Raw genomic sequence first — 14,264 nt, 5'->3', positions numbered from 1 at the left:
GTGGCGGATTCGAGCGGGGTTGGAAAAGAAAAGCGGGGGCGCGCGGCATAAGCCGCACGCCCCCGCCGGAAATTCGTACAGGATTACCAGCGCGCCGCCGAGGGCAGCGGTTCGCCGTACCAGAGCTCGACCAGGTGACGCGCGATCGAGATGCCGGAGGGCGGCAGGATCTCCCCCGCCTCCATCCCGGCCCGCAGCTCCTCCCGGGAGAACCAGCGCGCCTCGGCCAGTTCCTCGCCGTCGACGGTGATCTCGGTGCCGCCGGGCAGCGCCTTGCCCGAGAAGCCGAGCATCAGGCTGGACGGGAACGGCCAGGGCTGGCTCGCGACGTAGCGCACCTCGCCGACCCGCACCCCCGCCTCCTCCTGCACCTCGCGGGCCACCGCCTGCTCGATCGACTCCCCCGGCTCGACGAAGCCGGCCAGCGTGGACCAGCGGCCCTCGGGCCACAGCGCCTGGCGGCCGAGCAGGCAGCGGTCCTGCTCGTCGGTGATCACCATGATCACCGCCGGGTCGGTGCGCGGGTAGTGCTCGGCCGCGCAGGAGGTGCAGCGCCGCACGTGCCCGGCGCCGGCCTTCTCGGTCGGGTGGCCGCAGCGCGAGCAGAAGCTGTGCAGCCGGTGCCAGTGCTCCAGGGCGACGGCGTGCACCAGCAGCCCGGCGTCCCGGTCCGACAGCAGCGCGCCGACCTCGCGCAGCCCGGCCGGGCGGGCGTCGCCGTCCAGCCGGCCCGGCAGGCTCTCGCCGGCCAGCGCGAAGTAGGAGACGCCGTCCTCGTCGGTGCCGAGGAAGTACCGGTCCCCGGTCTGCGGCGCCTCGAAGGAGGGCAGCAGCACCAGTTCGGTGCCCTGCGCGGTGTCGACCACGAAGGCCTCGCCGCCGGCGATCGGCAGCACCCGGGTGGAGGGGTGGCTCCAGGCGGCTGCCAGCCACGGCTCGTCGAACCGGTGCTCGGCCGCCCGGTCGACCCCGGCCCTGGCCAGGGCAAGCGGGCGCTCGGTCTCAGGCACGGTGCTCACTTCGTTCCATCCCCACGTGGTGAATCAGGTGAATCATCCGGATGAGTGATCTGACGGCCGGACGCGCGAAGGACGCGCTCACGCGCCGGGCCGGAAGTTCTCGGCCAGGTCGCCCCAGAGGTACGCGGCGGTCTCGACGCCCTTGGCCAGCAGGCCCAGCTCGACCTTCTCGTTGACCGAGTGCCAGCCGTCCGAGGGCACCGAGATGCCGAGGAACAGCACCGGGGCGCCCAGCACGTCCTGCAGGTCGGCGGCGGGGCCGGAGCCGCCCTCGCGGGTGAAGAGGACCTTCTGCTCGAAGGCCCGGCCCATCGCGCGGACGGTCGACTGGAGCGCCGGGTGGTCCAGCGGGGTCAGGCAGGGCCGGGTGGCTCCCGGGAAGACCAGCTCGTACCGGATGCCCTCGGGCACCCGCTCGGCCACCCAGGCCCGCACCGCCTCGCGGACCTTCTCCACCTCCTGCCCGGCGACCAGCCGGAAGGACAGCTTGAGGTGCGCCGAGGACGGCACGATGGTCTTGCCGCCGGGGCCGGTGTAGCCGCCCCAGATGCCGTTGACCTCGGCGGTCGGACGGGCCCAGACCCGCTCCAGGGTGGAGTACCCGGCCTCGCCGCGGGTGCCGTACGACTTGGCGACCCGCAGCCACTGCGCCTCGTCGAACGGCAGCTCGGCGAACAGCTCGCGCTCGCGCTCGGTCAGCTCCACGACCCCGTCGTAGAAGCCCGGGACCGCCACCCTGCGGTCGGCGTCGTGCAGGGCCGCGGCCAGCTCGGCCGCGACCTGGGCCGGGTTGGGCACGGCACCGCCGAAGGAGCCGGAGTGGATGTCGGTGTCCGGCCCGTACAGGTCGAGCTGGGCGTCCGCGAGGCCGCGCATGCCGGTGCAGACGGTGGGCGTGGTCTCGGACCACATGCCGGTGTCGGAGATGACGACGACGTCGGCGGCCAGCCGCTCGGCCTCGCGCCGCACCAGGTCGGCGAAGTGCGGCGAGCCGGACTCCTCCTCGCCCTCGATCAGCAGCTTGAGGTTGACGGCCGGCGCGGTGCGGCCGGTGGCGTCCAGGTGGGCGCGCACGCCCAGGGTGTGGAAGAACACCTGGCCCTTGTCGTCGGCGGCGCCGCGCGCGTACAGCCGCTCCCCCACCACGGTCGGGGTGAACGGCTCGGTGTCCCAGCCGTCCTCCTTGGCCGCGGGCTGCACGTCGTGGTGCCCGTAGACCAGGACGGTCGGCGCGGACGAGTCCCCGGAGGGCCACTCGGCGAACACCGCCGGCAGCCCGTCGGTCTCCCACACCTCGGCCACCGGGAAGCCGGTCTCGCGCAGCTTGGCGGCCAGCCACTCGGCGGAGCGGCGCACGTCACCGGCCCGCTCGGGGTCGGCGGAGACCGAGGGGATGGCCAGCCACTCGGAGAGGTCCGCGAGGAAGGCGGCCTGGTGCCGGTCGATGTAGGCGCGGACGGCGCTGTCCGGGGTTCTCGTCATACCGACGACTGTAGTTCGCCCGTGCGGGTGCCCGCCCCGGCCGTCCGGCCGCCGGGCCCCGTCGGGGCTGTAACCTCCGTCACCCCGGACCGAGAACCCGGACGGGAACCGCCGTCACCCCCGGCCGCGCGCGACGGCGGCCGGGGGTGACGGAACCACACGGGAACACGCGTACGGGCCTCAGCCCGAGCGGCGCAGCATCGAGATCCGCGAGCGGGTGAGCAGCGCCGCGAGCCCGGCCGCGAGCACCGGCAGCAGCACGACGGTGGCCGCGATGGTGGGCCACGGGAAGATCACGATCGCCTTGTTGGCGATCTCCTCGGGGCTCATGCCGGGGTAGGTGCTCGACGCGCCCTCGACCTTGCGCAGCGCCACGCCCGGCACGATGCCGCAGACCACGCCGAGCAGGGCGCCCATGGCGGCGATGACACCGCACTGGAAGCCGGACAGCGAGCGCCGGATGCGGGGCGCGGCGCCGACCGCCGCGAGGGTGGTCAGGTCGCGCTGGGAGTCGGCGGCGGCCAGTCCGGTGGCGATGCCGGCCGCGCCGAGGGCGACCAGGGCGGCGAAGACGGTCAGGCCGAGGGTGACGAGGCCGACGTCGGACTGGTAGCCGCGTTCGACGGTGAGGACGTTGTGGTCGGTGATCTTGGCGAGCGCGCCGTCGGCCCTCTGGTTGGCGCCGTCGGAGGGCATCGTGGCGGGCAGCCAGACCGCGCCGGTCACCGTGGTGGTGAAGCCGAGCCTGGCGGCGGTCTCCGGGCTGATCACGGCCTGGCCGGGGGCGGGCAGTGCGGCGTCGGCGAGGACGGCGTCGACGGCGATCTCGGTGCGGACGGGCTTCTTGGGGGCGCCGCTCGCGCTGTAGTCGACCGGCTCGCTGTACTCGATGGCGACCTTGCCGTTCTTGACGTACCGGGGGTCGAAGACGACGGCCTTGCCGGCGGCGAGGGCCTTGCCGGCGGCCGGGTCGCTGACGCCGTAGAGGTTGTGCAGCAGGGTGGCGTCGCCGGCCGTCAGCGAGCCGTAGGGGCTGCCTCGCCGGGTGTCGACCTGGCAGCGGGGGTCGCTTTCGAGGATCCGGTCGGCCTCGCCGGGGCCGAACTCGCGGTCGCCGTCGTGGACGGGGCAGCGGGCCTCCTTGGGCATGTTGACGCCGATGTTGCCGCAGAGGCCGCCCTCGACGCAGTCGCCCTTGTAGTTGACGCGCCGGACGTCGGCGCGCGGGCCGAGGTCGGGGATGGTGCGTTCGACGGCCTCGCGCATCTGCGGCAGCAGCTTGCCGTCGGCGCCGGCCATCCAGCCGCTGCCGAGGATGACGGCTCCGGAGGGGCCGCTGGCGACGTACTCGCGCCGGTACTGCTCCTCGCTGCTGGTGCTGTAGACGCCGACCGCGACGGAGCCGGCGACGGCGGCCATGACGGCGGCGACGGCGGGCGCGGTGCGGGCGCGGTGGCGCACGGAGTCGCGCAGGGCGAGCCGGGGGCCGAGCGAGAGCCAGCGGCCGAGCCGGCCGAAGAGGCCGACCAGGTAGGGCGTCAGGGCGACCATGCCGAGTTCGGCGAGGGCCGAGCCGCCGAGGACGGCGAAGCTGCGGTTGCCGACGCCGGCGGCGCCTCCGAGCAGGGCGAGGGCCGCGCCGCCGCCGAGCATCAGCAGGCCGAACACGGCGAGCCTGCGGCTCGGCGGCTTGAGCGAGTCGCGGCCGGTGAGTGCGGCGACGACGTCCTGGCGGGCGGCCTGGACGGCGGGGACGACGGCGGCGAGCAGTCCGGTGACCAGGCCGACCAGCAGGATGCCGGTCAGGTCGAGCGGCTGGAGGGCGAAGTGGCCGAAGCGCCGGCCGGAGCGTTCCTCGGCCTGGGTGCGCAGCAGCGCGACCAGGCCGACGCCGAGGCCGAGGCCGATGGCGGCGCCGGTGATGCCGAGGACGATGCCGCCGCCGAGGACGACGGCGCGGACGTTGCCGCGGTCACCGCCGGCGGCGGCGAGCAGTCCGAGCTGCCGCCGGGAGCGTCGTGCCCCGACGGCGAAGGCGGGGCCCGCGAGGAGGACGATCTCCAGGAGGGCCATGCCGATGACGGTGGCGAGGATGACGATGCGGGTCTGGTCGAAGTACCCGCTGTCAGGGTCGGGGTGCCGGTCCTGTTCGACGTAGTAGGGGACGTCGCCGCGGGCCGGGGGGTTCGTCAGGACGGCGCGCGAGGCCATGCGGAAGCCGTACTCGTTGAGTTCGACGACCTTGGGCCAGTCGATGACGGCGCCGGCGGGGAGCTTGACCAGCCAGTGGGTGATTTCCCCGGTGTCGCCGGAGGAGCCGCCGCCCGGGGCGGGGCTCTTGGGGAGCCGGTCGAGCAGGGTACCGGGGCGGGCGGTGAGTTCGGTGGCGCTCAGTTCGCCGGGGTACTCGTAGCTGCCGGTGATGGTGAAGGGGGCGGATTCCAGGCCGCGGACGGCGGTCCGGTCGCCGAGCTTGAGGCCCGAGCGCTTGAGGAACTCCGTGGTGACGGCGGCCTCGTGGTCGCTCACGGGGGCGCGGCCCGTGAGCAGGGTGACCCGGCCGGTCCAGACCGGGTCGGTCAGGTCGGCCTCGCTGACGCGGGTGCTGAGCAGGCCTTCGGTGCTGCTCGTCGCGGTGTACGGGCCCGGGCGTTCGGGCACGAGGGTGGCGCCTGCCGGGAGCAACTGGCGGGCCAGCTCGGTGGGTTCGGTGTTGAGGGAGCGCTGCTGCGCGGCGTTGTACTGGGGGGCGGTGCCCTCCTTGGCGATGTCCTTGGGGTTCCGGATGATGAGCCCCTGCTCGGGGTCGGGCGTCTGCAGGATGGTGGAGCCGCGTTCGACCATCTCCAGTTCGGCGGCGGACTGGCCCATGACCCGTACGGCGTGTTCGGCGGGCGTGAGGTCGGCGCTGCGGAAGACGACGTCGGCGCCGGTGACGCCGAGGACGGGCAGGGCGACCATGGCGACGACGAGGGCGCTGCGGCCCTTGGCGCGCAGGGCGTCGCGGCGGGCGATGCGCAGGGCGACCCGCCAGGCGCTGAGCTTCACTCGTCCACCTTCATGCTGTTGGTGGCGGCGCTGACGAGCAGGCTGGCGGCGTCCTGGCTGACGGATTCGTCGACCATGCGGCCGTCGCGCAGGAAGACGACGCGGTCGGCCCAGGCGGCGTGCCGGGCCTCGTGGGTGACCATCATGGCGGCGGCGCCGGCGTCGCAGCGGGCGCGCAGGACGGCGAGGACGGCTTCGCCGGTGGTGGAGTCGAGGGCGCCGGTGGGTTCGTCGGCGAGGACGAGGCGGCGGTCGCCGATCAGGGCGCGGGCGATGGCGACGCGCTGCTGCTGGCCGCCGGACATGTCGTCGGGGAAGCGGTCGGCGAGTTCGGGGATGCCGAGCTCCTCCAGGGCGGCGAGGGCCTCGCGGCGGGCGGCGCGGGCGGACACGCCGTCGAGTTCGCGGGGCAGCGCGATGTTCTCGGCGGCGGTGAGCGCCGGTATCAGGTTGTAGTCCTGGAAGACGTAGCCGACGGAGCGGCGGCGGACCTGGGCGAGCTTCTTGCGGTTGAGGTCGCCGAGGGCGACGCCCTCGACCAGGACCTGGCCGCTGCTCGGGGTGTCGAGGCCGCCGGCGAGGGTGAGCAGGGTCGACTTGCCGGAGCCGGAGGGGCCCATGACGGCGACGAACTCGCCGGGGTGGACCTTGAGGTCGACGCCGCGCAGGGCCTGGACCTCGGCGGCGCCCTGGCCGTGGACCCGGGTGACGTTCTCCAGGTGCAGCACCGGCGTCTGCCGGGCTTGTTGGGTGTGGGACACGATGATTCCCCCCTAGTGCTGGGTGTGGGCTCGGGGTCGGGACCGGAGCCGGTGGTTCGGTGGCGGGGCGCTCAGGCGCGCAGGCGGCGGCCGCGCTTGGCGGGTGCGGCGGCGCCGTCGCGGGCGGCCTCGGTGGACGGGGCCTGCTGGGACCGGGCCTGCTGGAGCTCGGCCTGCTGGGCGAGGCGGGTCTCGCAGTGGTCGAGCCAGCGGATCTCGGCCTCGGTCTGGAAGATCAGCTGGTCGAGGACGAGCAGCCAGGCGAGGTCGTTGCTCGCGGACGGCACCGCGCCGGGCCGGGCCCCCTCACCGGATGAGAGCGGCCCGGCCAGGGCGCGGCCCTTGAGCCGGGTGTAGTCCTGGAGCGCCTTGATGCTGTGCCGGCGCTGGCCCTGGACGACGGCGGAGACGTCGACCCCGGGGACGGTGACGGCCATGGCGAGCTTGATCGCCAGTTCGTCGCGCGGGGGGTTGGTCCGGGGCACCGGGGAGTCGAACCAGGCCCGCAGCTCGGTGCGGCCGGCCTCGGTGACGGCGTAGAACTGGTGGCCCTCCGCGTCCTCCCCGGCGGCCTCGACCAGGCCGTCCCGCTCCAGTCGGGACAGCGTGGTGTAGACCTGCCCGACGTTGAGCGGCCAGGTGGCGCCGGTGCGCGCCTCGAATTCGGTGCGCAGCTGGTAGCCGTAGCGGGGGCCCTGGTCGAGTAGGGCGAGCAGACCGTGTCGGATGGACATACTCAGTATGTATACCCGGTATGCCCGACCGCCTCAAGCCGCGCCCGCTCGGGTACCGTCGTGCGGTGTGAGCCAGTTGCGCATCGCCACCTTCAACCTGTTGCACGGTCAGCCGCTCGCCCCGGACGGGGCGCCCCGGCCCTACCCGCGGGACGCGGGCGCCCCGCTGGCGGAGGCGGTGGCCGCGCTGGACGCCGACGTGCTGGCGCTGCAGGAGGTGGACCGGCACCAGGCGCGCTCGGGCGGCACCGACCAGGCGGCGGTGGCGGCCGCGGCGATGGGCGCGGGCGACTGGCGCTTCGCCGCGGCGCTGCACGGCCGCCCGGCGCCGGTGGCGGGCTGGGTGTCGGAGCCGTCCGGGCCGAACGGGCTGCGGGTGTACGGGCCGGGCGAGGTGGGTGACGGCGCCCCGCCCTCGTACGGGACGGCGCTGCTGACCCGGCTGCCGGTGCGGCACTGGCGGGCCCGGCGCTTCGCCCCGGCGCCGTTCGGGCTGCCGCTGCGGGTGGCCGGCCGGCGCGGGCTGACCCCGGTGCCGGACGAGCCCCGGGCGGCGCTGGCGGCGGTGCTGGAGGGCGAGCGCGGGCCGTTCACCGTGGTGGCGGCGCACCTGTCGTTCGTCCCGGGCTGGAACATGGCGCAGCTGGCCGGGATCCGGCGCTGGATCGCCGACCTGCCGCAGCCGTACCTGGTGCTGGGGGACTTCAACCTGATCGGCGCGGTGCCGCGGACGGTGCTCGGCGGGGCGACGGCGCTGGAGCGCACCGCCCCGCGCACGCGGGTGCGGGAGCTGCGGGCGGCGCGGCGGATCCGCCCGGCGCTGGCCGAGCCGCGCCGGCGGCGGGTGCGCGAGCCGCGGGCCCGGTTGCAGGGCTGGTACGACCTGGCGCGCACCCCGACCTATCCGTCGCACCGGCCGGCGGTGCAGTTCGACCACGTGCTGGCGGTCGGGGTGCCGCGCGCGGTGGTGGGCCCGGCGGCGGCCCCGCGGGCGGGGGTGTCGGACCACCGCCCGCTGCTGGTCGAGGTGTCGCTGTGAGCTAGTGGTTCGTCAGGACCCCTGCCTGCTGCGGCAGGTGGGGGGTGGCGGTCGGTGGCGGATCGTACTGCAGGAGCAGCATGGCGGCGTCGTCGCCGAGCTGGCGGCCGACGTGGCGCACCACGTCCTCGTGGAGGCGTTGCAGGACGTCGGCGGGGCGGCCGTCGGCGCAGCGCGGGAAGCGTTCGGCGAGCGGGTAGAAGGTGCCGGAGCGGTCGCGGGCCTCGATCATCCCGTCGGTGAACAGCAGCACCCGGTCGCCGCCGCGCAGCGGCACCCGGTGCACCGGGGGGCGGACGTCGGCGGGGTCGAGGACGCCCAGCGGCGGTACGGTCTCGGCGAGTTCGAGCGGGCGGACCCGTGCGTCGCGCAGCAGCAGCGGCGAGGGGTGGCCGCAGTTGACGATCTCCGCGGTGCCGTCGGGCCGCACGCCGATCAGCGCCAGGGTGACGAACTCCTCCTCGACGCCGGGGTGGTCGTTCTCGTGGAGGGCGCGGTCGAGGCTGACGGCCAGCCAGCCGGCGACCCGGTCGAGGGCCGGCTCCTGGTGGGCGGCCTCGCGGAAGGCGCCGAGCACGGCGGCGGCGGTCTCGACGGCGCCGAGGCCCTTGCCGCGCACGTCGCCGATCACGGCCCGCACGCCGTGCCGGGTGTTGACGACTTCGTAGAGGTCGCCGCCGATGCGGGCGTGCGCGGCGGCGGCCTCGTAGTGGACGGCGGCGCGCACGCTGCCGACCCGTTCGGGGACGGGCCGCAGCAGGACCCGGCGGGCGATCGAGGCGACGAGTTGGGCGTCGGCCAGGGCCCGCTCCTGGCGCAGTCTCAGGGTGGCGCTGACCCAGCCGATGGTGCCGGCGAGCAGGATCGCGATGACGCTGGCGGCGTGCACGGACTGGTCGAGCGTGTCACTGCGGAAGGCCATCAGGAAGGCCGCCGCCTCGGTGCACACGCCGATGACGAGGGGGTACCAGGTGCGGCGGCCGACCACGGCGGCCAGCGCGGGCACGGCGGTGAGGGCCGGTTCGACCGTCACCCGGGTGCCGCTGAGGTAGTCGAGGAGGACGATCAGCGCCATGCCGATGAACGGCAGCGCGAGCGCCGTCCTCGGCCAGGTGCCGCTCGTGCCCGGAAGGGGCCTCGGGGTCGGCCCGGCGAACCGTTCTCTGATCCATCCGGTCGCGCTCAACTTCGGTTTCTCCAGCAGAAGTCGCCGATGCCCTGGGGCACCTGCGGTGATGACTGAGGGTTAGGGAATGCGGGCCTCGCTGGTGGCCGGAGCTCGGAGGTTGACCGGTTACCGACCCCACAATAGGCGCGAAACGTGCACGACGCACAGGTTTCGGGCATTGCCGTGACGACTTGGATGCTCTGCGTGACTCATTAGTCACTGTTCCCGATCAGGAGCCGTTCCAACTCTTTTCGGTCGGGAAGTCCTTCCGGACGGACTATTCGCCCGCTGCGGACGTACAGGAACGACGCCGTGACCTGCTCGGGATCAACGCCCATCCGCTCGGCCCAGGCCAGCCGGTAGACCGCGAGCTGCAACGGGTCGGCGGTCTCCTCGCGGTGGGTCTTCCAGTCCACCACTTCATAGCGTGACGCACCGCCGGATTCCGACACGTCGTCACCGTCCCGGTAGACCACGTCGATCCGGCCGCGCACCACCCGCCCCGCCAGCACCAACTGGAACGGCGCCTCCACCCGGTAGGGCTTGCGCCGCGCGTACGGGGTGCGCAGGAAGGCCTCCTTGAGCCGCTCCAGGTCCTGCTCGTCCTCGATGCCGTCGTCGTCGGCGCCGGGCAGCGCGCCCGCCTCGATCAGCGGCAGCGGCTCGATCCGGGACTGCACCCAGGCGTGGAAGCGGGTGCCGCGGCGGGCGGCGGGCTGCGGCGGGCGCGGCATCGGGCGGGCCAGGTCGTGCGCGAAGCCGTCCGGGTCGGCGGCCAGGCGCAGCAGCTGGGTGGCGGACAGCGCGGCGGGCAGCGGCACCTCGCGCGCGGTGCGCCGGGACCGCTCCAACTCGCCGAGCAGCGCGGTCAGGTCGCGGTCCCAGGAGGCCACCTGGCGCTGGTCCTCGACGGCCATCGGTTCCGCCTCGGGAGCGGGCGCGCCGGCGAGGCGCGCGCGCACCACCTCGGCGACCCGGCGGCGGGCGTGCTGCGCGGCCGGGTCCAGCGGCAGCGGCCAGGGGCGCTCGACGGCGGCGGCCAGCGCCGGGTTCTCCGCGCCCTTCTCGGGCTGCTCGGCCCAGTGCTCGACCTCGCCGGCGCCCGGCTGCTCGCAGTGCTCGCGCAGCTGCTCCAGGAAGACGGACGGGCCGCGGACGGTCTTCTGGCTCGGCCCCCACCAGTGGCCGGAGGCCAGCAGCAGGGAGCGGGGGCGGGTGAACGCGACGTAGCCCAGGCGCAGTTCCTCGGTGCCGGAGTGCTCGGCCAGCGCCTTCTTGAACGCCGTCATCGACTTGCCGTTCCAGCCGCCCCGCACGTCGGGCAGGGTGGCGGCGTCGCCGCGCAGGGCGTGCGGGAGCACGCGTTTGGTACTGGTCCAGCGTTCGCGCGGGCTGCCGGAGGGGAAGGCGCCCTTCACCAGCCCGGGGACGGCCACCACGTCCCACTCCAGGCCCTTGGACTTGTGGGCGGTGAGGACCTTCACGGTGTCCTCGCCGCCGGGCAGGCTGCTGTCCAGGCCGCGCTCGTACTCCTGGGCCGCGCGCAGGAAGCCGAGGAAGGCGGCCAGGCCCGGGTCGCCGTCCAGGTCGGCGAAGGAGGCGGCGACGTCCAGGAAGGCGTGCAGGGTCTCCCGCCGCCGGGCGGCCAGGGCCTGCGGGGAGGCGGCGAGTTCGACCTCCAGGCCGGTGGCGGCGAGCACCCGGTGCAGGACGTCCATCAGCGGGTCGGCGAGCGAGCGGCGCAGCTCGCGCAGTTCGGCGGCGAGCCGGGCGAAGCGCACCCGGGCCTCGGCGGAGAACGGCAGTTCGTCGGGCTTCCCCTCCTCGCTCGACGGGGCGTCGAGGAAGGTCTCCAGCGCGTCGGCCAGTGAGACCACCTCGGTGGGGTCGGCCTCGGCGACGGCCGCGGCCAGCGCCTCCACGCCCTCGGGGCGCTCGGTGCGCACCAGTTCGGCGGCCCGGCGGCCGAGCAGGGCGAGGTCGCGCGGGCCGATCCGCCAGCGCGGGCCGATCAGCAGGCGCACCAGGGCGGCGTTGGCGGTCGGGTCCTGCAGCACCTCGCAGACCGCCACCAGGTCGGCCACCTCGGGCAGTTGCAGCAGCCCGCCCAGGCCCACCACCTCGACCGGCACCTCGCGGGCGACGAGGGCGGCGTGGATGTCCGGGAAGGCCGCGCCGCCCCGGCACAGCACGGCGATCCGGCCGGGCGCGGTGCCGGTGCGCACCAGGTGGGCGATCGAGTCGGCGAGCCAGTCGATCTCCTCGGCGTGGGTGGGCAGCAGCGCGGCGCGCACGTAGCCGTCCTGCTCGGCGCCGGGGGCCGGGCGCAGCGCCTCGACGCCCTCGTGCATCTCCCGCAGCGGGGCGGCGAGCCGGTTGGCGAAGGCGAGCAGGCGGCCTCCGCTGCGGCGGTTCTCGCTGAGGGCGTAGCGGTCGGCGGGGCCTCCGTCGGCCTTCGGGAAGTGCTTCGGGAAGTCGTCGAGGTTGGCGACGGAGGCGCCGCGCCAGCCGTAGATCGCCTGGCAGGGGTCGCCGACGGCGGTCACGGGGTGGCCGCCGCCCCTGCCGTCCGGGCCCGCGCCGTCCGGGCCCGCGCCGAACAGGCCCGCGAGCATGAGGCGCTGGGCGACGGAGGTGTCCTGGTACTCGTCCAGCAGGACGACCTTGAACTGGCCGCGCAGCAGTTCGCCGACCTCGGGGCGCTGCTGGGCGAGGCGGGCGGCGGCGGCTATCTGGTCGCCGAAGTCCATCAGCCCGGCGGTCCGCTTGCGGCGGCGGTAGTCCTCGACCAGGCGCAGCAGTTCCAGCCTGGCGCGGGCGGTGGCGGGGACGGCCCGCAGGTCGTCGTTGGTGAGCTTGACGGTGGCGAGGGTGTCGAGGAGCTCCTCGTCGAAGGCGCGCAGGGCGGCGGGTTCGACGAGGTGTTCGGCGAGTTCGCCGTCCAGCGCGGTCAGGTCGGCGACGAGGTTGGCGAAGGTGCCGGTGAGCGCGGGGAACGGGCCGCGGGCGGTGCGCAGCACCTTGGCGGCGAGCTGGAAGCGGGTCGCGTCGGCGAGCAGGCGCACGTCCGGCTCGATGCCGATCCGCAGGCCGTGCTCCTTGAGGAGGCGGCCGGCGAAGGCGTGGTAGGTGGAGATCTCGGGTTCGCCGAGCGGTTCGGCCTCGTCCCGGTCGGCGACGCTGGCTCGGAGCAGGGCGGTGCGGACGCGTTCGGCGAGTTCGCCGGCGGCCTTGTTGGTGAAGGTGAGGCCGAGGACCTCCTCGGGCCGTACGGCGCCGGAGCCGACCAGCCAGACGACCCGGGCGGCCATCACGGTGGTCTTGCCGGAGCCGGCGCCGGCCACGATCACGGCCGGTGCGAGGGGGGCGCCGATGGCCGCCATCTGCTCCGGGTTGAACGGGATGCCCAGCAGCTCCTTGAGCTGGTCGGGATGGCTGAGCACGGCGGTCACCCCGCAACCGTAACCGGAGCGACGGACATTCCTTACTCGACGAGTTGGGCCCCGTCGCGCTGGGCGGAGCAGCTGCGGCGGAACGCGCAGCGGTCGCAGCCGCCGCCGGTCTGCGGGACGAAGCGTTCGGCGAGGACCTTGCCGGCGGCTTCGGCGAGCAGGTTCTCGATCCACGGGTCGCCCTCGGGCGGCTCCTGGCGCTGCACCTTGGGGGCGTCCGGGTCGCTCTTGGCGGCGCCTTCGCGCAGGTGGACGAGTTCGGCGCCGCCGGTGGCCGGGGGGTGCTCGTCGAAGCCCGGCAGGTCGTTCAGGGCGCCGGCCCGGACGGCGAGCTGGTAGACGGCGAGCTGCTTGTGCTCGGGCAGCGACTTGTCGGTGGGTATCTGCTTGCCGGTCTTGAAGTCGACGACGTAGGCGCGTCCGGCCCGGTCCTTCTCGACCCGGTCCATCGAGCCGCGGATGCGCACCGAGACGCCGCCGACGTCGAGGGTGACGTCGAAGCCGTGCTCGGTGGCGACGAGGTCCCGGCCGCGTTCCAGGACGTGCCAGTTGAGGAAGCGCTCCAGGGCGGCGCGGGCCTCGGTCTTCTCCTGCTGGGACTTCCAGGGGGCGTCGAAGGCGAGGGCGTCCCAGACGGTGTCCAGGCGTTCCATGAGGACGGCGAGGTCGGCGGGGGTGCGGCCGGAGCCGACCTCGTCGGCGAGGGCGTGCACCACGTTGCCGAAGCCCTGGGCGGCGGAGCCGACGCCCCGGGCCTTGACCTCCTTGTCCAGGAACCACTGCAACGAGCAGGTCTCCAGCTGTTCCAGACCGCTGCCGGACAGCCGTACCGGCGCGTCGGCGCCGCGCAGCGGTTCGGGGGCGGCGGCGGCGGCGGCGGTGCGGCGCACGACCTTGCCGGTCCGCAGGTCGATGTCCTCACGGTAGAGCTCGCGCAGGAAGCGGGAGGGTTCGTCGCCGTCGTCGGCGGGCGCCTTGACGGCGGTGACGATGAGCCGTTCCCTGGCGCGGGTGGCGGCGACGTAGAAGAGGCGGCGCTCCTCGCCGAGCAGGGCGGCCGGGGAGAGCGGTTCGGCGAGGCCGTCGCGGCCGATCCGGTCGGCCTCCAGCAGGGAGCCGCGGCGGCGCAGGTCGGGCCAGAGGCCGTCCTGGACGCCGGCGACGACGACCAGGCGCCACTCCAGGCCCTTGGAGCGGTGGGCGGTCATCAGCCGCACCGCCTCGGGACGCACGGCGCGGACGGTGAGGGTGTCGGCGGCGATGTCCTGGGCTTCGAGTTCGGCGAGCAGGTCGAGGGCGCTGCGGTGGCCGGTGACCTGTTCCTCGGCTCGGGCGGCGGTCTCGAACAGGGCGCACAGCGCGTCCAGGTCGCGGTCGGCGTTGCGGCCGGCGGCGCCGCCGCGCAGGGCGGCGCGCTCCAGCCGTTCGCGCCAGCGGCGGCTGCCGTCCCACAGTTCCCAGAGCGCCTCCTCGGCGGTGCAGCCGCCGGCCAGCAGTTCGCGGACCTTGCGCAGCAGGGTGCCGAGGTCGCGGGCGCGGCGGGCGGTCGCCGGGTCGAGGG

Annotated in this window: 9 protein-coding genes; 1 reads left to right on the top strand and 8 read right to left on the bottom strand. The window is 74.8% G+C overall.

The genetic code is table 11. From position 1 onward, the window contains the following. Window positions 1–83: 83 nt before the first annotated feature. The 5 genes from nudC to J0670_RS12395 all read right to left on the bottom strand — a co-directional run bounded on the left by nudC (window position 84) and on the right by J0670_RS12395 (window position 7,044). Entirely contained in the window at window positions 84–1,019 is a 936-nt protein-coding gene (gene nudC / locus J0670_RS12415) for an NAD(+) diphosphatase (protein WP_207811568.1), read from the bottom strand. Window positions 1,020–1,097: 78 nt separating this feature from the next. Further along, on the bottom strand, window positions 1,098–2,501 hold the full coding sequence (locus J0670_RS12410; protein WP_207811567.1) for a dipeptidase: 1,404 nt from the start codon (window positions 2,499–2,501) through the stop codon (window positions 1,098–1,100). A 180-nt stretch (window positions 2,502–2,681) separates the two neighbouring features. Beyond that, window positions 2,682–5,549, bottom strand: a complete 2,868-nt coding sequence (locus J0670_RS12405) for an FtsX-like permease family protein (protein WP_207811566.1) — start codon at window positions 5,547–5,549, stop codon at window positions 2,682–2,684. After that, complete coding sequence (locus J0670_RS12400; protein ID WP_207811565.1) at window positions 5,546–6,310, bottom strand: ABC transporter ATP-binding protein; 765 nt, start codon at window positions 6,308–6,310, stop codon at window positions 5,546–5,548. Before J0670_RS12400 ends, J0670_RS12405 begins: the two co-directional genes overlap by 4 nt. Before the next feature lie 71 nt (window positions 6,311–6,381). After that, window positions 6,382–7,044 (bottom strand): PadR family transcriptional regulator, encoded by a 663-nt coding sequence (locus tag J0670_RS12395; RefSeq protein WP_207811564.1) that lies wholly within the window; start codon window positions 7,042–7,044, stop codon window positions 6,382–6,384. Window positions 7,045–7,111: 67 nt separating this feature from the next. Here J0670_RS12395 and J0670_RS12390 point away from each other — a divergent pair, with 67 nt between their 5' ends. Further along, complete coding sequence (locus J0670_RS12390; protein WP_307806494.1) at window positions 7,112–8,083, top strand: endonuclease/exonuclease/phosphatase family protein; 972 nt, start codon at window positions 7,112–7,114, stop codon at window positions 8,081–8,083. Window position 8,084: 1 nt separating this feature from the next. Here the strand turns inward: J0670_RS12390 and J0670_RS12385 are convergent, their stop codons facing one another. The 3 genes from J0670_RS12385 to J0670_RS12375 all read right to left on the bottom strand — a co-directional run. Further along, window positions 8,085–9,269: a PP2C family protein-serine/threonine phosphatase gene (locus J0670_RS12385; protein WP_207811563.1), complete on the bottom strand. Its 1,185-nt coding sequence runs from the start codon at window positions 9,267–9,269 to the stop codon at window positions 8,085–8,087. Window positions 9,270–9,463: 194 nt separating this feature from the next. Further along, window positions 9,464–12,703, bottom strand: coding sequence for an ATP-dependent DNA helicase (locus J0670_RS12380; RefSeq protein ID WP_207811562.1), 3,240 nt, complete (start codon window positions 12,701–12,703; stop codon window positions 9,464–9,466). Window positions 12,704–12,735: 32 nt separating this feature from the next. After that, window positions 12,736–14,264, bottom strand: a 1,529-nt coding sequence (locus tag J0670_RS12375; protein WP_207811561.1) for a UrvD/REP family ATP-dependent DNA helicase, incomplete at its 5' end; no start/stop codon positions are given.

This window comes from Streptomyces sp. FH025, from assembly GCF_017427025.1.
In the GTDB taxonomy this organism is placed as follows: Bacteria; Actinomycetota; Actinomycetes; order Streptomycetales; family Streptomycetaceae; genus Kitasatospora.
The sequence above is the reverse complement of the archived record's forward strand: the minus strand, read 5'-3'. Positions and strand labels throughout refer to the sequence as shown.

Bases quoted from the DNA above. Each gene is read 5' to 3' on its own strand.
- J0670_RS12395 (WP_207811564.1), bottom strand. From the start codon at position 7,044: ATGTCCATCCGACACGGTCTGCTCGCCCTACTCGACCAGGGCCCCCGC.
- J0670_RS12410 (WP_207811567.1), bottom strand. From the start codon at position 2,501: ATGACGAGAACCCCGGACAGCGCCGTCCGCGCCTACATCGACCGGCAC.